Genomic DNA, 21,373 nt, shown 5'->3' with positions numbered 1-21,373 from the left:
GAGAGCGGACGTCTGTACGAGCGACGCCGATCGTGCAGCCGGTGTCCGGCCCTCACAAGGTGCGCGGAACACCGGTCGGCACGGCCCGGGCCGAAAACGCTCCACGTGGGAGGGGCGGGCGCGCCCCACGGCACACCCCGGCAGGCCGGTGCCGGCAAGGGCGAGCGGCGAAGGGAGGACGGCCCGGAGGGGGAGCCGGGGAGCGGCCGTCCACGCCGTCAATCGCCCATGGACGACTTGATGTGGCCCCGTATCACAGCTTTTGATCCCTTAAAGGCGTGCTTATACGAGCCCCCTTGGGGCCGTGTTTATCTGAACCCGCAATCATCCGTGGCCTTGGGGGCGCACCTCGCCCGTGCCCAGGATGATCACGGCTCGGGGCCGCATGGGCTCCTCGCCGCGTCGGGACAGCACGACGACCTCCTCGACGGACGCCGACAGGGTGCCCAGCCGGACGGCGCACTCGGCGGCCAGCGCCTTGGGGTCCTGGGTGCGGCCGAGGGACAGATGCGGGGTGAAGCGGCCGCCGCGCCCACGGCAGAGCGGAAACCGCAGGTGCAGTTCTCGGTGGAGGCGGGCCCATGGCGCCGGGTCCGCCGCGGCCGGATCGAGCCATACGGTCGCGTAGTGCCGGTGCCGGAAGTGCCGTACACCGGCCAGGCGCGCCGTGAAGGGCGTGCTCCGCGCCGCGACGGCGGAGAGCAGCGGCACGGCCCGCCCGAATTCCTCCTCCGGTACGAAGCCGAACAGCAGGTTCACATGCGGCGGCCAGCGCCGTACCTGTGGATCGTGCTCCCAGCGGATGTCCTGGATGGCAGGCCAGAGCTCTCGCGGAGGCAGCCACGCCACCGCCGTCCGGGCCGTCGGTGCCACCTCGAGCGCATCCACCGGCTCGGCCCCGCCGAAGACCGGGTCTCCGTCCACATCGTCATGCTCCCACTCGGGGCTGTCGAGGCGCCGGGTGGCGTGCCGGGTACTCGGTAGGGGCGTAACGTCCCCATAGGGACGAGGGTCCGCTGGAGGTGCCTCGTGACCAGCACGGGTGATCGGGCTGCCGCCACCGCTGAGCTGGATGCCGCGCTCGCGGAGACGGTACGCCGGACCGGTGCGGCCATCGGCGCCCTGTACCTGCTCACACCGGACGAGCAGGTGCTGCGGCTGGACGTGCTGTGCGGGGCCCCGGCCGATTTCGCCGCACCGTGGGCCAGGGTTCCGATGAGCGCTCCGGCCCCGGTGGCCGACGCCGTCCGCGACGAGCGCACGGTGTGGGTGAGCAGCCAGGAGGAGATGGCCCACTCCTATCCCCGCACCGCGATGGCGCTCCCGTACCCGCTGGCGCTGGCCGCCGCGCCGGTCACCGGCGTCCGGCAGTGGGGCACCCTGCTCCTGATGTGGCCGGCCACCCGTCCCCCGTACATGACCCGGCGGGAGCAGGGCCACATCGCGTCCAGTTGCCGCCGTCTGGCCCGGCTGCTCGAAGAAGCCGACCAGACCGGCACGTCCCCCGCCCTCGGCGACAAGCCCCGCGTGCTCCCCGCCCCCGCCGGCCGCCCGCCCACACCCCCGGCGCTGGCCGCCGCCGACTTCGTCGAACGCCTGCCCGGCGGCAGCTGCGCCCTGGACCTGACGGGGCGCATCACCTACCTCAGCTCGCAGGCCTGCGCTCTGCTGGGCCGCGACGCCGACCAGCTGCTGGGCACGCTGCCGTGGCAGTCCCTGCGCTGGCTCGACGACCCCACCTACGAGGACCGCTACCGCGCCGCGGTGATCAGCCGCGAGCCCGTCTCCTTCACCGCGTGCCGCCCGCCCGACCAGTGGCTGGAGTTCCACCTCTACCCGGACGCCAGCGGCATCAGCGTCCGCATCGTGCCCAGCGGCGCGCAGGCCCTGCCCTCCCCGGCGCCCGCACGGACCACGCGCACCACGACACCCGCCCGCGCGGGGCAGCTCTACCAGCTCATGCACCTGGCCGCGGGGCTCACCGAGGTCGTCGGCGTCCAGGACGTCGTCGACCTCGTCGCCGACCAGATCATGCCCGCCTTCGGCGCCCAGGGCCTGGTCCTGTCCACCGCCGACGCCGGCCGGCTGCGGATCATCGGGCACCGCGGCTACGCCGCCCACACCATCGAGCGTCTCGACGGCCTGCCCCTGGACACCGGGTTCACCCCGGCCGGGCGCGCCCTCAGCAGCGGCATCCCCGCCTTCTTCTCCGAGCCGGACGAGATGAGGCGGATCTATCCCGAGGCCCCGCAGGTCAGCGGCAAGCAGGCCTGGGCCTTCCTCCCGCTGATCATCTCCGGCCGGCCCGTCGGCATCTGCGTCCTCAGCTACCGGCAGCCCCACCGGTTCCCGGCCGAGGAACGCGCTGTCATGACATCCCTCGCCGGGCTCATCGCCCAGGCGCTCGACCGCGCGCGCCTGTACGACACCAAACACGAGCTCGCCCACCACCTCCAGCAGGCGCTGCTGCCCCGCACCCTTCCCACGGTCACCGGACTGCGGGTCGCCGCCCGCTACCTGCCCGCCACCCGGGGCATGGACATCGGCGGCGACTTCTACGACCTGATCCGGCTCGGCGACACCGCCGCCGCGGCCGTCATCGGCGATGTGCAGGGCCACAACGTCGAGGCCGCCGCGCTCATGGGACAGCTGCGCACCGCTGTGCACGCCCACGCGACCCTCGGCACGCCCCCCGACCAGCTCCTCTCCAGAGCCAACCGGCTCCTCATCGACCTCGGCCCCGACCTGTTCACCAGCTGCCTCTACGCCCACCTCGACTTCGTGGGCCGACGCGTGTGCCTGGCCAGCGCCGGCCATCCACCGCCCCTCCTGAGCCTCCCCGGCCGCGACCCCGGACCCCTCGACGTCCCGCCCGGCCCGCTCCTCGGGATCGACCCCGACGCGGCCTTCCCCGTCACCGAGATCCCGCTCACCGAAGGGCTGATGCTCGCCTTCTACACCGACGGCCTCGTCGAACGGCCCGGAGTCGACCTGGACGACTCCATCGCCGACCTCGCCGACCGACTCGCCCAGGCCGACGACCGCGACCTGGACCTGGTCATCGACGACCTGCTCAGTCAGGCGGGCTCCGTGGCGGGGCGCAGGGACGACATCGCACTTCTCCTGCTGCGCCTCGACACAGCCTCCGGCTGATCGAGATCTGCCGCGTACGCCGCGTACGCCGTAGGAACACGCCACCCCACGCCGCTGCCGTCACGCCGTTGCCGTCACGCCGCGCTCTTCATGCGCCGTCGCCCGCCCCGTAAGTGCGCCTGTTCCCCTGGTGGTCGGGATTGCGGAGGCGACGGAGACAGGCAGAAGAGGCTGCGCTGTCATCCTGACCCACGCCCGCCTCACCGGGTGGGCGCACGCGGTCACATGCCCACGGCGTGGGCACGATCTCCGAAAAGGGACAGGAAGTTGAGACGCAGACGCAGCATGTCGTATGCGCGCGTTCCGGTGACCATGGCCGCCGCACTGTCGGTGGCCTTCGGCGTCGGGACGACGCAGGCCTTCGCGAATCCTCTGCCTTCGGACCGGACGGCGACCGAGGAGCCGGCGCCCCGGGCCTCCTCCGCCAAGACCCCGGACCCGACGCCCAAACCCCACTCCATCCCCGAGAAGAAGCGCGCCGCGATCCTCGGCAAGGACTACCGGGCCTCCACGGACCGGGCGTTCACCACCTCCGGCGACGGCACGGGCTTCCATGTGATGGTGGCCGACGAGAAGAACGGCTACCAGTGGAAGACGGCCGCCTCGCTGTCGGAGCCCGGCTTCGAGGCGGACACCTGGATCGGCAACGCCTGTGTGACCGAGTCCGGCGCGTACGCCGCGGTGGCGTACGCGCCTCGCACGTTCACCAACAAGCCGGAGCTGATGAGCCGCGGCGCGTTCACCGCTCTGGTGAACCTCACCAACGGCGAGGTGCGCAAACTGCCGTTCACGGCCACGCTCGGCTACTTCTCGCCCGGCTGCGGCACCGGTGACCGGGCCGTGTTCACCCAACTCACCGACGAGACCACCTCCGAGAAGGTGGAGACCCGTCTCGTCACCACCGACGCCCGCACCGGCAAGGCGGCGAAGTCCACCGTGGCCGGCCAGGTCACCTCCGCCGTCCCGGTCGACGACCACATCGTGGCCGCCCGCGGCAAGGCGATCGTGCGGATCGACGGGGCGAGCGTGAAGCCCGTCGCTCCCACGCACGCCGTGCCGTTCCAGCTCAAGCCGGACGCCGACGGCGGTGTCACCTTCATCGACCGGCTGCCCGTCGCCGAGGAGGCGAGCAGGAAGTCCCCGACCGCCGACCAGGCCGCCGTCTCGCGCGTCACCGCGCAGGCCGTCGAGACGGCCGACGGCAAGGCGCGCGCCGCACAGCTCGCCCAGGGCGCGCTGACCCGCTTCGACCTCGCCCGCACCCCGGACGGCACCGTCTACGTCACCGGCGAGGCGAAGAACAGGCGCGCGTTACCGGGTGCCGTACACAACCCGGGCGGCCTCGCCAAGGACGCCCGTATCTCCAGCCGGGGCGCGGCCGCGCTGACCACGGCCTGGGCCGACGGCAAGGACTCACGGATCTCCCAGCGGGACGCCTTCTCGGCGCGCGCCGCCCGCGTCACCATGAAGGCCCTGGATACGGGCCGGACGACCGTGCTGGACGCGGCCCCGGGCAACCGGATCGGCAGCGCCGCCGCGCAGCGTGCCGCGACCGCGCCGAGCCCGGCGCTGAAGGTCAAGAAGACCGCCTCCTCCGGAGAGGTGTCGACGCTGGCGACGCCCGTCGACGAGGACCGCACCTGCTCCGTCCCGCGCAACGACCCGAAGAAGCAGGCGTTCCAGCCGACCCCGCGGCAGATCGAGTGGGCCGTGGACCAGGCGATCGTCGGCAACCTCAACGCGTCCGCGAGCAGGCCGGCGAACTGGAAGAACATGGGCATGTCGGCCTACGCGCCGCAGAGCCTGTTCCCGCTGACCCCGCTGAACGGCGGCAGCGGAGCCGACTGGCACGTCCCCGCCCAGGTGATGCTCGGCATCACCGCCCAGGAGTCCAACATGTGGCAGGCGACCCGGTTCGCCGTGCCCGGTGTCACCGCCAACCCGCTGATCGGCAACTTCTACGGCATCCAATACGCCGCCGACGGCCAGCAGACCGACCCCTGGGCCATCAACTGGTCGAAGTCGGACTGCGGTTACGGCGTCACCCAGGTCACCGACGGCATGCGGCTGCCCGGCAAGGGACAGCCCACCAAGACCGTCCAGCAGCAGGAGGCGATCGCCCTCGACTACGCGGCGAACATCGCCGCCGGGGTGAACATCCTGATCGAGAAGTGGAACCAGACCCGCGCCGACGGAATGATCGTCAACGACGGCGCGCCCAAGTACATCGAGAACTGGTTCTACGCGCTGTGGGCCTACAACAGCGGCTACTACCCGAAGGCCAACGCCGGGAACACCTCCGGCAAATGGGGCGTCGGCTGGACCAACAACCCGGCCAACCCGCTGTGGAAGGAGAACCGCACCCCCTTCCTGGAGGACGCGGCCGGCGCGGACGACTACAGCCACGCCGCGCACCCGCAGGACTGGCCCTACGAGGAGAAGGTGATCGGCTGGGCGGCCCGGCCCATCTCGGCGATGTTCAAGCCCGGCGACTTCCAGCCCGGCTACCGCGCCGCGTGGTGGAACACCAACGCCTACCGCACCAGCGCCAAGCCGCCGATCGGCCTGTTCTGCAACAGCAGCAACGACTGCGACCCGTCGAAGATCAGCGACGGCGCGACCAACAACACCGGCGGCGGCCCCTGCCTGCTGCCCGGCGATCCCAACGAGTCCGACCCGCTGTACCTGAAGTGCTGGTACCACCAGCCCGTCACCTGGAAGAACTGCACCTCCAGCGCCCAGTGCGGCAACCCCATCCACCGGTTCGACACCACCTATCCGGAACAGCCGGACGCCAACTCCTATCCGCCGCAGTGCTCCGCCGACGTCCCGTCGGGCACGTACATCGTCGAGGACCTCGCCAACGGCATCACACCCGCCGGGTCCAGTGGCCGCTCGTGCAGCTCGGTGTCGTCCGCCGGCTCGTTCGGCTTCGACTTCGGTTCGGCGTCGGCGCGCATCGACCTGCACCAGATCGGCGCGGGATACGGCAACCACTTCTGGTTCTCGCACACCAACAAGCAGGGAACCACGGACGCGAGCAGGCTGCAGACCACCGGTACCTGGACGCTGAACAAGTCCGACCGCGGCTGGATGCGCGTGTGGGTGCAGCTGCCCGACCACGGCGCGCACACCCGCCAGGCCGTGTACCGGGTGGGCGGCTCGGACTCCACCAGCCCCAACCGGGCCCTGCCGCAGCGGGTGCAGGCCAACAAGTGGGTGCCGATCGGGGTGTTCAACTTCACCGGCACGCCCACCGTGTCCCTGTCGAACGTGACCCAGGACGGCAAGGGCACCGAGGACGTGGCCTGGGACGCGGTCGGCTTCCAGCCGCTGGCGAGCAAACCCACGTACCAGATCGTCGCGATGGGCGACTCCTACTCCTCGGGTGAGGGCGCCTCGGAGAACGGCGGCGACGACTACTACCCCGAGTCCGACTACTACGACGCGCAAGCGCCGGACACCGAGAACAAGTGCCACCGCTCCAAGCAGGCCTGGTCGCGCCAGGCCGTGCTGCCGGGCAGGTCGAAGTCCATCGGTGCGATGGCGGACGACCGGGACTCGATCATGGACTTCCAGTTCATCGCGTGCTCCGGCGCCCGCCACTACAACATCCTGCGCAGCGGCCAGTACGGCGAACTGGGCCAGATCGACAAGGGGTACCTCGACCAGAACACCACGATGGTCATGCTGTCGATCGGCGGCAACGACGCCCGGTTCACCGACATCTTCATCCACTGCATCACGGCGCTGACCGTGTGCAACGACGACTCCATCGAGAACAAGGACCCCGACACCGGGCAGACGGTGGACGGGGAGACCGGACCGATGGACCAGTGGGCGCCGCGGTGGCTCCATGACCAGGTCCGGCCGCGGCTGGTCACCACGCTCAACGAGATCCACAAGCGGGCGCCGAAGGCGAAGATCGTCCTGATGGGCTATCCGGTGCTCCTGGAGGGCAACGGCCAGTGCATCCCGGGCGTCGGCACGGAGGAGGCGCCCTGGCTGAACGAGATGGCGAACGTCATGGCCGGCGAGATGCAGGGCGCCGTCAACGACGCCAACAGCCAGTACAACGCGGGCGCGGTCTTCGCCGACCCGCGCGACGAGTTCGCCGGGAAGGCGATCTGCGGTGACCCCGAGACCGTCCACGGGATCGTCCTGTCCGGTCACTCGAAGGCGGACAACCGCGACTGGGACTGGCTGCCGGGCAACGTGGCGCCGTCCATGAAGTCCTTCCACCCGAAGGTCTCGGGCGCCGGCGTGTACGCCGACGCCCTGGAGCACACGCTCGGCTGACCACCGGCGGGCGAGAACGGAACGGGGCCTGAGTACGCGTACTCAGGCCCCGTTCACCGCATCGTGAAACGGTGAGTACATGACGAAGACCAGGACCGCCCGCTGCCTGAAGGGCGTGGTGGTGTCGGCGGCGGCGGTCGCCCTCTGCTACTGGATCTGGACCTCGGCACGGGAGTGGGCCGACGACGCGCAGGCCGGCCCGGACTCCACCTTCGGCACCGGCTTCCTGGAGGCACTGCTCGCGCAGATCGCCGGAGTGGCGTCGATGCCGCTGCTGCTGTGGGCGGGGATGCGCGCGACGCGCGAGCGGGGCAACCACGTGCTGGTGCTCGGCGGGGCGCTGGCCTGGCCGTTCATCGGCGGCCACCTCGTCGAGGACGCGGGCGTGACCGCCACCGAAACCGTCCTGTACTGCGCCCTGTTCACCCTGCTCGGCGGTCTGCTGTCCCTGGCCGAGGTGCCGCCGCGGGACTGACCGGCGCATACGGGTTCCGCCTGGTCATCACTCCCTGTCCACCAGCGCGAACGTCGTGAGCACCGCCGCGTGGTCCGACGGCCAGTCGTTGTCGGCGACATCGGGCCAGTCCCGCGCCGCGCCGCTGACGACGGTACGGGCGTCGAGGGCTTTCAGGCCCCGGCCGTTGTGGAGGACGTAGTCGATGCGGTCCTGGGGTTCGGGGCGTCCGCTGCCGTCCTCGTGCTCCGGGTGGATGGGGGACCAGGTGTGGCCGGGGTCGGCGGCCGGGTCGGGGTGAATCTCACGGTAGGAGTCCCTCAGTCCGGCCTCTTCGGCGGCCCGCGTCACCGGCCAGGCGACATCCGGCCAGTCCAGGTGGGAGGGAGTGTTGAAGTCCCCGGTGAGCACCACCGGCGTGCCGTCACCGGCCGACTGCGCGATCCACTGCAGCGCCTCCCGCATCTGCGCGAGTCGGACCTCCTCGTGGGCGATCAGCTCGGCCGCGGGGAGCTTGTCGAAGGCGGCCTCGTAGGGACCGTACGGCGTGTAGTGGAGGTGGGCCGTCCAGACGTCGACCTCGCGGCCGGCCACCTCGATCCGGACCCCGGCCGCGCCGTAGAAGCCGACGCCGGGGTCACCGAGGCGGGCGGTGATCGGGTGGCGGCTGATGATGCCGAGGTTCTCGCCGGCCCGGTGGTGATGCCAGCCGAGGGCGTCCGCGAGTTCCTCGGCGGCGGTGCCGTACGTCTCCTGGAGGCCGACCACGTCCACGTCGGACTCCGTGATGATCTTGAGCTGCTTGGCCCGGTGGTCGCGGACCTTGGTGCCGCCGTACCAGAGGTTCCAGGACATGACGCGCAGTCCGTACGGCAGCAGGGCGCGCAGCCGCCGCGGGGTGACACCCTCCAGGCTGTCCAGCACGGTCCGGCCCGGTGCCGCCTCGATCGGGGCGAGGGACGGTACCGCGAGCACCGCGCAGCCCGCCGCCTCCGCCGAGGTGACGCCGGTCCGGGTGTCCTCGACGGCCACGCAGCGGGCGGGGGTGACGCCGAGGGCACGGCAGGCGGCGAGGTAGGGGTCGGGTGCGGGCTTGGTGCGGTCGGTGTCGTCGGCGGTGACGGTGACCGAGAAGCGGTGCGTGCCGAGCGCTTCGATCACCGTGTCGGCGACGGCCCGGGGGGAGGCGGTCACCAGCGCGGTGGGGACGCCTTCGCGGGCCAGGGCGTCGAGCAGGGCGAGGGCGCCGGGGCGGGGCACGATGCCGGTGCGGACGCGGTCGGCGAACTCGTGGTGGAGCGCCTCGGCGAGGTCCGCGGCGGGGATGCCCGTGTCCTCGGCCAGCCAGTGGGCGGTGTACTCGACGGGACGGCCGAGCACATGCGGCTCGTCCGCCGCACTCAGGGCCCGGCCCGCCACGCGCTCCACCGCCTCCCACCACAGCCGCTCGGTGTCGACGAGCGTGCCGTCCATGTCGAACAGGACGGCCTGGAGGGGGAGTCGGGGGTGGGGGGTCACGTCTCTCTCTTTCGTCACGGGGCAGTACGTTCCGCCACCAGCACCGGCCGCTCCGGCAGCGACACGCTCACCGCGGATCCGGTGCCCAGTCCGACCGCCTCATGCACGGGCAGGTCGGCCTTCACCTCGGTGCCGTCGCCGAGCCGCACGGTGACGCGGACGGCCGCCCCGAGGAAGGCGGTGGCCACGACCCGCGCGTCGCCCGTCTCCTCGGGCCGCACCCGAACGGCCTCGGGCCGCACCAGCACATCCACCTCGCCCTGGGCCGGCGCCTCCCCGTCGACCGGCAGCCGCCGGCCGAGCACCTCGACTTCGGCACCCTTGAGCGTTCCGGGAATCCGGCTCATCGTGCCCACGAACTCGGCGACGAAGGCGGTGGCGGGCCGCCCGTACAACTCGGCGGGCGCGGCGCACTGTTCGAGCCGCCCGGCGTGCATCACGGCCACCCGGTCGGCCATGGACAGCGCCTCCTCCTGGTCGTGGGTGACGAACAGGGTCGTGATGCCGAGCTCCTGCTGGAGCCGCCGGATCTCCTCACGGAGCGTGAGGCGCACCTTGGCGTCCAGCGCCGACAGCGGTTCGTCGAGCAGCAGCACGCGCGGGCGCAGCGCGAGGGCGCGGGCCAGGGCGATGCGCTGCTGCTGGCCGCCGGAGAGCTGGTGCGGGAAGCGCTCGCCCTTGTCGGCGAGGCCGACCAGGTCCAGCAACTCGGCTGCACGCGCCCGCCGTTCGGCGGTTCGCACCTTCCTCATCCGCAGCCCGAAGGCCACGTTGTCCAGCACGCTCAGATGCGGGAAGAGGCTGTACGACTGGAAGACCATCCCGGCGTCGCGGCGGTGGGCCGGGACCCGGGTGACGTCCTCGCCGTCCACCAGCACCTCGCCGGCGTCCGGGTGTTCGAACCCGGCGAGCATCCGCAGCGCGGTGGTCTTGCCGCAGCCGGAGGGGCCGAGCAGGGCGAGGAGCTCCCCGGGCTGCACGGTGAGGTCGAGTCCGTCGAGGGCGACGGTCGGCCCGAACTCCCGGCGCAATCCGCGGAATTCGACGGTGGCGGCCTTCTCGGTGGTCGTCTTCTCGAGCGTGGTGACGGTCATGTTCATCCCCGGGAAGTGGTACGGGTACGTCCGCCGAAGCCGGCGAGGACGAGGAGCAGCGCCCAGGTCACGAGCAGGCTGAGCACGGACACGGCGACGGACAGCTGGGCGTTGGAGCCGCTGACGGTCACGATCCACACGGCGAACGGCCGGAAGCCGAGCAGCTGGGCGACCGTGAACTCGCCGAGCACCAGCGCCAGCGTGAGGAAGGAGGCGTTGAGCAGCGCGCCGCGCAGATTGGGCAGCACGGCCTGGGCCAGCGCCTGCGGCCAGCCGGCCCCGCAGCTGCGGGCGGCCTCGACGAGGGTGCGCACGTCGATGGCGCCGAGGCCCGCGTCCAGCGCCCGGTACACGAACGGCAACGCCATCACGACGTACGCCAGCACCAGCACGACGGGAAAGTCGGGGTTCTGGATCGCCACGAACGTCTGGAACAGCGGCGTCCGCGAGAGGTGCTCGGGCCCCCACTTCAGCACGGTGACGATCCCGGCGACGAACGCGATCGGCGGCAGGACCAGCGGCAGCGAGCACACCACCTCGACGAGCGGCCGCAGCCGGGGCGCGCCGAGCCGCAGCGCGACCGTGGCGGGCACCAGCAGCAGGAGGACGACCACGATGGTGGTGGCGGCCAGCTCCAGCGAGAGCAGCAGGCTGGAGGTGAAGCCGTCGGCGGAGAAGATCTGCGTGTAGGCGTCGAAGGTGAGACCCTGCCCCGGCACGTCGATCGTGAAGATCACGGACGCGGCCAGCGGCAGCAGGAAGTACAGTCCGGCGAGGCCGAACACGCCCCACCGCCACAGGTTCAGGCGAGCCATCGCGCGCTCCGTCGTTGCAGGGGCAGGTACACGGCCATGACCAGGCCCGCGACCAGGACCATGTCGAGGCTGAGGGCGAGCGCCACGTTCTCCTGGCCGACCAGCACGTTGCCGGAGAGGGCGTCGGCGATCTGGAGGGTGACCAGCGGGACCGAACTGCCCACCATGGCCGCGGCGGTGGCGTACGCGGCGAAGGCGCTGCCGAACAGCAGCACCAGCCCGCCGAGCAGCGAGGGCAGCAGCACGGGCAGGGCGACGTGCCGCCAGTACTGCACCGTCGTCGCCCCGTTGTTCCGCGCGGCCTCGCGCCACTGGGAGCGCAGGCCGTCCAGGGCCGGGGTGATGGTGAGGACCATCAGCGGGATCAGGAAGTACAGGTAGACGATCACCAGGCCCCAGAAGCTGTAGAGGTCCCAGCCCTTGTCCGTCAGGCCCAGGTGCCGGGTCAGCACGCCCGCGTTGCCGAGCGTGGCGACGAAGGCGAAGGCCAGCGGGACGCCGCCGAAGTTGGCGAGCACCCCGGACGCGGTGAGGACGGCCTCGCGCAGCGCCCGGAACCGGGACGTCACCACGGCCTGCGCGAGCGGCAGCCCGAACACCGCGGCCAGGACGGCGGAGACGGCGGACAGCTTGACGCTGCCGAGGAGGGCCGTGAGGTAGGCGCCCTGGAGCGAGGTGCTCAGGTTCTCGGCACTGTACGCAGTCGCCGCCGTGGCCGGGTCCTTGACCGTGAAGGCGCCGTCGAGCATGGCCAGCGCGGGCAGCCCGAAGGCGATCGCGGTGAAGGCGAGCAGCGGGACGACGGCGAGCCAGCCGAGCGACCGGCGCCGCCGCTTCACCGGAGCGGCGGTCGCCGTGTCGACCCGCGGGAGGGTGGCCGTCATCCGGAGACGGCCTTCGCCCAGCCCTGTCCGAGCACCGTCTTGGCCTTGTTCTGCTGGGCCTCGGTCGGGAAGGCGGGCGTCCCCGAGACCTCGGGCAGCTTGGCCGCGGCCGTCTTGTCGAGGGTGCCGGCCTTCTCCATGGCGGGCATCAGGGCCGGGCGGGCGTACCCCTTGAGCCACAGGTTCTGGCCCTCGGCGCTGTACAGGTACTCCTGCCACAGGCGGGCGGCCGCCGGATGCGGGGCGTCCTTGTTGATGGCCTGCGAGTAGTACTGGGAGAACTTTCCGTCGGTGGGCACCGCCACCGTCCAGTCGACGCCCTTGGACTTGAACTCCTCGGCGTAGCCGGCGTTGAGGTAGTCCCAGTCGATGCTGATCGGCGTCTCGCCCTTCTCGACGGTCGCCGGGGTCGATTCGACGGGCGTGTAGTTGCCGTTCTTCTTCAGCTTGGCGAAGAAGTCGAGGCCGGGCTGGATGTCGTCGAAGGAGCCGCCGCTCGCGAGGGACGCCGCCCACACACCGCCGAAGGCGGAGCCGGACTTGGTCGGGTTGCCGTTGAGGGCGACCTGGCCCTTGTACTGCGGCTTGAGCAGGTCGGCGAAGGTCGTCGGGCAGGTCTTGACCCGCTTGGCGTCACAGCCGATGGAGATGTAGCCGCCGTAGTCGTTGTACCAGCGGCCCTGCGGGTCCTTCTGCCCCTCGGGGATGTCGGCGAAGGCCTGCACCTTGTACGGCGCGAGCAGCCCCTGCTGGGCCGCGCTCAGCGCGAAGGAGCTGCCGAGGTCCAGGACGTCGGGGGCGCGGTCCTGGCCCTTGCGCGACGTGACGGCGTTGATCTCGTCCTGGCTGGCGCCGTCCGGGTTCTCGACCTCGATCTTGATGCCGTACTTCTTCTGGAAGCCGTCGATGAGGGCGCCGTAGTTGGCCCAGTCGCGGGGCAGCGCGATGGCGTGCAGGGTGCCCTCGTCCTTGGCCGCCTTCACGAGGGCGTCCAGTCCGCCCAGGTCGGCGGCGGAGGTGGCGGTGGCGGCGTTCTTGCCGTCGGCGGTGGTCGACGCGTTGTCGGGGGCGGCGCCGCAGGCGCTCAGGGCGAGTGCGGCGACGACGGCGAGGGCGCCGCTCGCGGCGGCTGTTCTCGGCAAGGACACGGTCACGGCTTTCTCCAGGGGACGCGCGAGGGTGCAGGAGGATCTTGCCCACGTGATGCGGCGAACTTGTCTGAACAAGTTGGCCTCAGTACGCCGGGTGATGGTGACACGCTCGTAAACTCTGGCGAAAGCCTCTGCCCTGAATTTGTGCACAATCTCGACTGACACGCATCACCGGCGGGCCTCGATTAGGCTGGTCACGCTGTGCACAGCGACCGACTCAGAGGGGAAGCATGGCGGCGCGACACGAGGAGATCGCCGACGAACTGCGCCGGGCGATCGACCGCGAGGAGTACACGGTCGGCAGTCGGCTGCCCGCCGAGACGGACCTCGCGGCCCACTACGGCGTCTCGCGCGGCACGGTCCGCCAGGCCGTCGCGACCCTCACCGCCGAGGGCCTCATCGGGTCGCGCCAGGGCGCCCGCCGCGTCGTGCTGGCCGGCCGCCGCAGCCAGAGCTTCGCCGAACTGCGCAGCTTCGCCCAGTGGGCGCGGGCGATGGGGCGGGACGCGACGGGACGCGTGGTCGCGCAGGAGTACCGCCCGGCGACGCAGGAGGACGCGGTGCGCCTCCAACTGCGCGCCGGGACCCCGGTGTTGCACGTCCTGCGGGTACGCGGCCTGGACGGCGAACCGGTCCTGCTGGAACGCACGGTGTACGCGGACTGGATCTCACCGGCCGTCGAGGCGATCGAGCCCGACTGCCCCTCCGTCACCCAACGCCTCTACGACGACACCGGGCTGGTCTTCGCCTACGGCGAGCACGTCATCGACGCGGTCGCGGCCGGAGCCCGGGACGCGGAACTGCTCGGCATCCGCCGTACGAGCCCCTTGCTCCGGGTCCGCAGGGTGACGACCACCCGGGAGGGGCGACCGGTGGAGTGGTCGGACGACCGCTACCGCTCGGACGCCGTGAGCTTCAGCGTGCACAACTCCACGGGGAACAACGCGCTGGCACGCAACACGGCGGAGTAGCGAAAGGGCGGTACCGCGCCGGCCGGCCGGCGCGGTACCGCCCTCGTGGAGCGGCGGCGCTACTTGATGTAGACGAGGCCGTCGGTGGTGACGGTGGGCCGGCCGCTGGTGCCCACCACGACGATCTTGACGGTGTGCTTGGCGCTGCCGGACCAGGTCTTCGTCCAGATGGCCTGCCGGTACAGCGTGGTGGACGACTTCAGGTCGACGGTCGAGACCTTGACGCCGTCGACGTAGACGTACGCCTGCCCGGAGCCGGAGGCGCGGGAGACCACCCAGGCCGCCGAGCGACCGGTGAAGGTCCAGGTGAGCGCGGCGCCCTTGGAACCGCTGGAGTACGACCCCCCGCCGAGGTAGCTGCTGGAGGAACGGCTGGTCCAGCTGCCGGACTTGACGGCCGAGGTCTCCTGCAGGATCACCGGCGTGTAGGAGGGGGAGGAGGTGCGGTAGTTGCCGGCGTAGTCGTAGGCCCGCATCGACCAGGTGGTGGCCGTACCGGACTTGGCGGTCTTGGCCGAGCTGGTGGTGGTCGGACCGTACGTGGCCGTGGTGGGGGCCAGCAGCTTCACGGAGCTCAGCGCGGCGTTGTCGGTGGCCTTCCAGCCGAGCGTGACCGGGACGGCCGTCGTGTTGACGGTGCCGCTGCGCAGGGAGAGCTTCGGGGCGGTGGTGAAGGTCGGTGCCGTCGTCTCCGCGACGGCGTTCAGCGCGGTGGTGGTCGCCGTCCTGCCGGACTGGTGCACGGCCCGCACCGCGACGGTGTGGCTGCCCAGGGCCAGGGTGGTGCTCGCCGAGGTGGCGGTGCCCGAGGTGGTGGCGACGGTCTTGCCGTCGACCAGCAGCTGGAAGCTCTTGATGAGCGAGGACGGTGTGGTGGCCGTCCAGTGCACGGTGACGGCACCCTTGGTGTAGTACGTCGAGTTCGACAGGCCCGCGCCCGCGATCGAGGTGACCTTCAGGCCCTGCACCGGACCGGCCGCCAAGGTGCGGATGGCCGGCAGCTGGGCGTAGAGGGAGCTGCCGGGGCACTGGGTGTTGTAGCCGTCGCGGTGGCCGGAGATCCGGTTGAAGGTGTACTTGCTGCCCGCGGTGAAGCTGGTGGCGAAGTAGTTCTTCTGGGTCGCGCCCGCGGTGAGCTGGACGGTCCCGGCCGGGTCGGCGCCGTACTGGCCGAGTTTCCAGGCGGCCACGCGGGCGACCGAGGTCAGCGCGGCGTTGGTGGCACTGGTGGACGTGTACTCACCGAGCACCGCGATGCCCGCGGACTCCCGGTTCCAGCCGTAGGTGTGCGCACCCAGCACCGGCAGGTCGATGCCGCCCTTGCGGCCCTCGAAGACGGTGCCGCACTTGTCGACCAGGAAGTTGTAGCCGATGTCGTTCCAGCCGTTGACCTGCGTGTGGTACGCGTAGATGCCCCGAACGATCGACGCAGAGTCGGCGCACGAGTAGTCGTTGGCACCGTCGGTGTGGTGGACGAAGACGGCCTTGACGTCGGCGTTGTACTCCGACGGGTCCGGGCTCATCGACTCGTCCGCCCCCCAGCCGGCGCGCGAGGTGACCGGCGGCTGGGGCACGGTGGACGGCGGCGCGGAGGGCGTGGTGGCCGTCGGGCTGGGCGTCGTCGAAGGGGACGGGGAAACCGAGCCGCTCGGCGTCGGCGATGTCGAGGTCGGAGCGTCCGTCGGCGTGGCGGTGGTGCCGTCGGTCGGCGTCGCGGTGTCGGTGGGCGGGCTGGTCGTGGCGCCAGGGGTCTCCTCGGCGACGAACGCGGCGGGCTCGGCACCGTCAGCGCCGGCCTTGGCCTCGGCGTCGGTCACCACGCCCGGGTCGACCAGATTCACCTCGAGCCCTTTGGGCAGCGCACCGGTCGTGCCGTCCTTGCGGGCGACCTGTACCTGAACACCGTCGGAGGGGCCGACCCACAGCGGCTCGGACGCGCCGCGCACGCCGGGCTCGGGCTTTTCCAGCGGGTCGACGTTCACTTCAAGGTCCTGCCAGGCGCTCCACGCCCCGCTCTCCCGGCCGCGGGTGCGCACCTGCACCGTGCCGTCGAGCCGCACGGCGGCTCCCGTCCAGGAGACGCCGAGCAGCGAGAACTGCTCGGTGTCGGTGCGCGGCAGCTCCCGGCGGTCGCTGCGGGTCCCCTTCAGCGCGAGGTCGAAGACCTTCACCGGCCGCTTGTCCCGGCCCGCCGAGCCCGGATCGCCGGACGGACTGGCCATGGCGTAGGTCACCACGCCCCCGCCCCCCAGGACCACCGCACCCAGTGTCAACCACGCCCGCCGCTTCAGACCCAGCGGTCTGTATGCGCGCGACCTACGACGACTCACGACGTACCCCACCCCAATGAATGGCCTCGGAAAAGATCACATGAGCCACACCGGTCACAGTGGCGGCCCAACGTGTCCAGCGCGGCGTCGTCGTCGAACATCACTGCGAAGCGAGCAGTTGTGATCAAGGTCACCGAGGCGCGGCGGGTGCTACCGCGAGGGGATGGTCTCCAGCAGTCCGCGGGCCGACTTCCGTGCGGGCTGCGCCGTCTGTTCGGCGATGCGGCGGAAGGTCTCCTGGGCGGGGCGGGCCGGCCAGGCCGGGGGCAGGTGCCGGGCGGGGAGCCTCGGGTCCGTGCGAATGGTCCGGAGCCATTCGCTGACGAGCAGCAGCCGGGTTCCGATGGGATCGTCCCCGGACCCGGCGTTCAGATGAGCGGTCCACCGCTTGTCGAAGGCGACGTAACGGGCGGCGACGCTCTCCAGGTCCCACGTGTCGCGGATCATCAACTCGATGTCGGTGGCCTCGTCCGCCTCGGCGTGGAAGATCTTGACATGGGCGGCCAGGCCGAGTTCCGAGACGATACCGGCGACGTCGACCTTCCCCGGGGCGATCCACAGCCCGCTGTACAGGGCGCCGAACCCGGACCAGGTCAGCCGGGAACGCAGGTCGTGGCGCTGGCGTTTCCAGGAGTCGGGCAGGGAGAAGCCGAGCAGGGTCCAGGAGCCGTCCCAGTCGTCGTTGACCGCGCCCTGCTGCCAGATGCGGGTGCGGCCGTCCTCAAGGACGCGCAGCGCCTGCGGGGTCAGGCCGAAGAACATCTTGCGGCCCTCGCGCCGGCGCTGCAGCAGGCCGCGGTTGACCATGCGGGTGAGGGTGGAGCGTACGGCCTGTTCACCGATGCCGACGCGGCCGAGCACGTCGATGATGCTGCCCGAGTAGACGCACAGGTCGCCCTCGTCGAGGACGTGGTTTCCGAAGAAGGCGAGCATGAGCGACTGGGGGCGCGGCTGCGAGCCCTCCGAAGTGTCCCGCGTGTCCGGGATGTCGTCGTCCTCCACGGTGCACAGCGTACGACCGCCCACCGACAGCGCGGCAGGCGGTCGTGCGGCGTCACCGGCCGTCGGCGGGGTGGGCAAGGTCGTACGGACGCGGGTACGGGGCCGGGCGGTACGGCACATAGCGGGCGGGCGTGGTCGGATCGGCCGCCGCGGCACGGGAGTTGAGGGCACCCGGGCCGGTGCCGACCCACTTGCCGGTGCGGATGCGGTCCTCCAGGGTGTGCAAGGCGGCGAGCTGTTCGGCGGGGCTGAAGGCGCAGTGACCGGCGTTGTCGACGTACGCCTGACGCAGCAGGGCCGCGGAACCCGCGGCGGTGACCGCCCGCTTCAGCGCGCTCTCCGCCTGGACGGGGACGAGGGCGTCGCCGGTGGTGTGGACGGTGAGCTGCGGTTTGGTCAGCCTGCCCGTGAAGGAGCTCGTACTGCTCATCCACGCCACGGCGGCCGGGTCGGCGCTGACGCGCGGGGCGCGGTTGAGGGCGGCCAGATCGGCGCGCAGGGACAGGCCGGCCTTGCGGTACAGCTCGGTGACCTCCTTGCGGACGGAGGACCGGCCGAGCAGCTTCGCGTAGTCGACGCCGGTGTTCCAGGACATGGTGCCGCCCGCCCGGGCCTCTGCCTCCTGCCGCCAGCTGAAGGCGGGGAACTGCACCAGGCCCTTGACGGCCGTGTACTGGTTGGCCTGCTGGGCGTCCCAGTCGGTGGCGGCGGGCCGAGGCTGCGCCGGATCGTTCCAGCCCGGGATGTTGTGCAGGGCGGCGGCCAGGGCGATCCGGGCACGTCCGGCGGTGGTCGACTGCGCCGAGTCCAGGGCGGCCGTCAGGGTGTTCGCCGCGTCGGCGGCGGTCTTCTGGTCGGGGAGGTCCACCAGCGGGACGTCGGCGTCGGGAGCGAGAAGGGTCTTGAGGGCGAAGACCGGGTCGAGGGTGTTGTTCCAGTTGGCGACGCCGCCGTGCACCAGGCCGCACATCGCCAGTGAGCCGTCGATGCGGGCCGGGTGGCGCTCGGCGAGGGCGGTGGTGACCAGTCCGCCGTACGACTCTCCCCAGGCGATGGTCCGCCGGGCCGTGCCGAAACGGTCGGTGAAGGCCGCCAGGGTGGCGAGTTGGTCGGGTACGGCGTCCGTCACGGCCCAGCCCGTGGAGGCGTACGAAGAGCCGATCAGGGCGTAACCCAGGTCGAGGAGCCGGGACTTGGTGGCGTCGTCGGCGGCGTTCTGGGCGGGGTTGGGCGCGCCGGACGCCCGGTAGCCGTGGCTGAAGAGGAGGACGGTGCCGTTCCAGGAGGCGGGGACATCCATCACGTACGTGGCGCCGGAGGGCAGTCGGCCTTCGACGTGGCCGGGTGCCGTGGCGGACGCCGTCGCGGTGGGGAGGGTGGTGACGGCGAGCAGGAGGGCTGCCACGAGGGCGGTGCGGGTGCCGCTCGTCATGCGGTGATCTCCTCGGTGTGGGGGGTGGCGGGGAGTTCGGCCGGGGTGTCCGAGAGGGACGTGCGACTCGTCTCGCGGACGAACCAGACGGTCAGTGCGGTGATGAGCGAGCCGCCGCACAGCAGCAGGGACACCGGAGTGCTGTTGCCGCTGTCGGCGACCAGGCTGCCGGCGATCATGGGGGAGAAGCCGGCGCCGACGAGGGTGGCGCCCTGGTAGCCCAGGGAGGCGCCGGTGTAGCGGACCCGGGTGCCGAACATCTCGCTGAACAGGGCGCCCAGCGGGCCGTACATCAGGGACTGGGCGATGCCGTGGCCGAGAACGACGGCGAGGATCAGCGCGCCCGGCGACTTCGAGTCGACCAGCGCGAGCACCGGGAAGGCGGTCGCGGCCGACAGGACGGCTCCGGTGAGCACGACCGGGCGGCGGCCGATGCGGTCGGAGAGCGCGGAGGCGCAGGGGAGCACGACCAGGGCGACGGCGGCGGAGACCGTGAGCGCGGTGAGCACCTGCGGGCGGGGGTAGCCGATGCCGGTGGCGTACGCGATGAGGTAACTGGTCAGCAAGGACTGGGCGGTGAAGGCGCCGATGCCGACACAGCAGGCCAGCAGCACCGGACGCGGGCGGCGCAGGACGTCGAGGATCGGCAGCCGCGCCTCGGCGCGGTCCTTCTTCACCTCGGCGAAGAGCGGGCTCTCCACCACCTTGAGGCGGACGAAGAGCCCGACGCCGAGCAGGACCACGCTCAGCAGGAACGGCACGCGCCAGCCCCACGCCGCGAACTGGTCCTTGGGGAGGGTCGACACGAGGGCGACGACGGTGGCGGAGATCAGGGAGCCGAGCGGGGCTCCCATCTGCGTGAAGCTGGACCACAGGCCGCGGCGCCGCTCCCCGGCGTGCTCGACGACCATCAGCGTGGCGCCGCCCCATTCACCGCCGATGGCGATGCCCTGGACGACGCGCAGGGTGATCAGCAGGACCGGCGCCCAGACGCCGATCGTGTCGTACGTCGGCAGCAGCCCGATGAGGAAGCTGGCGCCGCCCATCAGGCCCATGGTGAGCAACAGCATGTTCTTGCGGCCGAGCCGGTCACCGAAGTGCCCGAAGACGACACCGCCGAGCGGTCGGGCGACATAGCCGGCGGCGAAGGTGCCGAACGCGGCGATGGTGCCGACGGCGGGATCGGCACCGGGGAAGAACAGTTCGCCGAAGACCAGGGCGGCGACGGTGCCGTAGACGAGGAAGTCGTAGAACTCCACGGCGGTACCGAGCAGCCCGGAGAGGGCGACGCGGCGCAGCCGGCGGTTCTGCTCGGGTGATGCGACGGGGGACGGGGGCATCGCGGTCTCCCTTGACCGGGGGAAGGACACCGCGAAGGTAGGCTGTGGGATGACCGCCGTCAATAAAGTGCACAACATTGACAGCCTTCGCAGGCCGCTGAATCAACTGCGCTGCATAGGATCGACGCCATGACCCGCAGCAGGCTGGGCGAACTGATCGCCACCGGTTCGACCGATCACCTCGACGCACGCGACAGGGCACTCCTGGAACGCCGTGCGCGCCTCAAGTCCGTTGATGACACGCCCTTTCCTCTCGACACCCGAGGCTGGTGGTACGCGGTCCCCGGCGCGACGTACGAAGGGCTCTTCGAGGCGCTCGGCCTCCACGACCGGTTCCCGGTCACGCTGGACGAGGGAGCCGACGTCGGGGACCTGCCGTTCCGCGACGATGCACTCCCCACCTTCATCACGCCCGAACTGGACGGCTGGCGGCTGATCTTCGGCAACCTGCCCGACCTGGTGGGACTCGACTGGGACGAGTGGATGGGCGCGGTGGAGCGGTTGAGCTCCCACTGCGGCGAGGCGCAGATGTTCTTCGAGGACGCGGCCGGGGGATCCGATGTCTGGGTGGTCGCCGAGAAGGGCCGCATCCGTCGGCTGTGCGCGGCGGAGAGCGGCGCGGAGCCGATCGGCGACCCGCTGCCCTGGGAGGAACTCGACGCCGACGGCGAGAGCATGACGGGCGTGGCCGACGCCTGCGGGCGGCTGTCCGTCGATCCCGGCACCCTCGGCACCACCACGCTCATGCGCGACCACGGCTGGCTCGCACTCCACCGGCCGGGCATCGGCCACGAGAACCTGAACGCTCTGGTGCAGCTCTGAGCCTCCGCCCCCGGCAGTCGGTCACAGCGCGAGGCTGATGACCTGTCCGTCGGCTTCGACGGTGGCGCCGCATGCGACGGCCCATGACCTGGACCCACTGGGTCCGGG

General features: G+C 71.4%; 15 protein-coding genes. 5 read left to right on the top strand and 10 right to left on the bottom strand.

All coding sequences use genetic code 11. The features are described from left to right. Positions 1-324: 324 nt before the first annotated feature. A complete protein-coding gene (locus ACIBU0_RS30665; protein ID WP_398824878.1) occupies positions 325-924 on the bottom strand; it encodes a 2'-5' RNA ligase family protein in 600 nt (199 codons plus the stop codon). A gap of 105 nt (positions 925-1,029) precedes the next feature. Here ACIBU0_RS30665 and ACIBU0_RS30660 point away from each other — a divergent pair, with 105 nt between their 5' ends. The 3 genes from ACIBU0_RS30660 (at position 1,030) to ACIBU0_RS30650 (ending at position 7,927) form a co-directional block, all read left to right on the top strand. Then, entirely contained in the window at positions 1,030-3,153 is a 2,124-nt protein-coding gene (locus tag ACIBU0_RS30660; RefSeq protein WP_398824876.1) for a SpoIIE family protein phosphatase, read from the top strand. Between the two features lie 267 nt (positions 3,154-3,420). Further along, the gene (locus ACIBU0_RS30655; protein ID WP_398824874.1) at positions 3,421-7,452 is read left to right on the top strand and encodes an SGNH/GDSL hydrolase family protein; all 4,032 of its coding nucleotides are present in this window, start codon (positions 3,421-3,423) and stop codon (positions 7,450-7,452) included. 79 nt (positions 7,453-7,531) lie between these two features. Then, on the top strand, positions 7,532-7,927 hold the full coding sequence (locus tag ACIBU0_RS30650; RefSeq protein WP_398824872.1) for a hypothetical protein: 396 nt from the start codon (positions 7,532-7,534) through the stop codon (positions 7,925-7,927). 27 nt (positions 7,928-7,954) lie between these two features. Here ACIBU0_RS30650 and ACIBU0_RS30645 read toward each other — a convergent pair whose 3' ends face one another. From ACIBU0_RS30645 to ACIBU0_RS30625, 5 genes are read right to left on the bottom strand one after another with little or no spacing between them, the layout of a single operon-like run. Beyond that, the gene (locus tag ACIBU0_RS30645; protein WP_398824870.1) at positions 7,955-9,424 is read right to left on the bottom strand and encodes an HAD-IA family hydrolase; all 1,470 of its coding nucleotides are present in this window, start codon (positions 9,422-9,424) and stop codon (positions 7,955-7,957) included. A gap of 14 nt (positions 9,425-9,438) precedes the next feature. After that, positions 9,439-10,518 carry an ABC transporter ATP-binding protein gene (locus ACIBU0_RS30640; protein WP_398824868.1) on the bottom strand — a complete coding sequence of 360 codons (1,080 nt, stop codon included), beginning with the start codon at positions 10,516-10,518 and terminating at the stop codon, positions 9,439-9,441. A 2-nt stretch (positions 10,519-10,520) separates the two neighbouring features. After that, positions 10,521-11,333, bottom strand: a complete 813-nt coding sequence (locus ACIBU0_RS30635) for an ABC transporter permease (RefSeq protein ID WP_398824866.1) — start codon at positions 11,331-11,333, stop codon at positions 10,521-10,523. Beyond that, positions 11,321-12,217 (bottom strand): ABC transporter permease, encoded by an 897-nt coding sequence (locus ACIBU0_RS30630; RefSeq protein ID WP_398824864.1) that lies wholly within the window; start codon positions 12,215-12,217, stop codon positions 11,321-11,323. The genes ACIBU0_RS30635 and ACIBU0_RS30630 overlap by 13 nt, the downstream gene beginning before the upstream one ends. Further along, positions 12,214-13,371, bottom strand: coding sequence for an ABC transporter substrate-binding protein (locus tag ACIBU0_RS30625; RefSeq protein ID WP_398824862.1), 1,158 nt, complete (start codon positions 13,369-13,371; stop codon positions 12,214-12,216). Before ACIBU0_RS30625 ends, ACIBU0_RS30630 begins: the two co-directional genes overlap by 4 nt. A gap of 227 nt (positions 13,372-13,598) precedes the next feature. Between ACIBU0_RS30625 and ACIBU0_RS30620 the strand changes: the two genes are divergently transcribed. Further along, positions 13,599-14,339 carry a GntR family transcriptional regulator gene (locus ACIBU0_RS30620; protein WP_398824860.1) on the top strand — a complete coding sequence of 247 codons (741 nt, stop codon included), beginning with the start codon at positions 13,599-13,601 and terminating at the stop codon, positions 14,337-14,339. A gap of 59 nt (positions 14,340-14,398) precedes the next feature. Here the strand turns inward: ACIBU0_RS30620 and ACIBU0_RS30615 are convergent, their stop codons facing one another. From ACIBU0_RS30615 to ACIBU0_RS30600, 4 genes are all read right to left on the bottom strand, one after another. Then, a complete protein-coding gene (locus tag ACIBU0_RS30615) occupies positions 14,399-16,630 on the bottom strand; it encodes a peptidoglycan recognition protein (RefSeq protein WP_398825243.1) in 2,232 nt (743 codons plus the stop codon). A gap of 189 nt (positions 16,631-16,819) precedes the next feature. After that, positions 16,820-17,671 carry a PaaX family transcriptional regulator C-terminal domain-containing protein gene (locus ACIBU0_RS30610; RefSeq protein WP_398824858.1) on the bottom strand — a complete coding sequence of 284 codons (852 nt, stop codon included), beginning with the start codon at positions 17,669-17,671 and terminating at the stop codon, positions 16,820-16,822. 52 nt (positions 17,672-17,723) lie between these two features. Then, positions 17,724-19,103, bottom strand: coding sequence for an alpha/beta hydrolase family protein (locus ACIBU0_RS30605; RefSeq protein ID WP_398824856.1), 1,380 nt, complete (start codon positions 19,101-19,103; stop codon positions 17,724-17,726). Next, complete coding sequence (locus ACIBU0_RS30600) at positions 19,100-20,443, bottom strand: MFS transporter (RefSeq protein ID WP_398824854.1); 1,344 nt, start codon at positions 20,441-20,443, stop codon at positions 19,100-19,102. Before ACIBU0_RS30600 ends, ACIBU0_RS30605 begins: the two co-directional genes overlap by 4 nt. A 129-nt stretch (positions 20,444-20,572) precedes the next feature. Between ACIBU0_RS30600 and ACIBU0_RS30595 the strand changes: the two genes are divergently transcribed. Further along, complete coding sequence (locus ACIBU0_RS30595; RefSeq protein ID WP_398824852.1) at positions 20,573-21,265, top strand: hypothetical protein; 693 nt, start codon at positions 20,573-20,575, stop codon at positions 21,263-21,265. Positions 21,266-21,373: the final 108 nt, after the last annotated feature.

The sequence above is a fragment of the Streptomyces sp. NPDC049627 genome (genome assembly GCF_044465645.1).
GTDB lineage: Bacteria > Actinomycetota > Actinomycetes > Streptomycetales > Streptomycetaceae > Streptomyces.
Note: the sequence above shows the minus strand (reverse complement) of the source record. Positions and strands in the feature narration are given on the sequence as shown.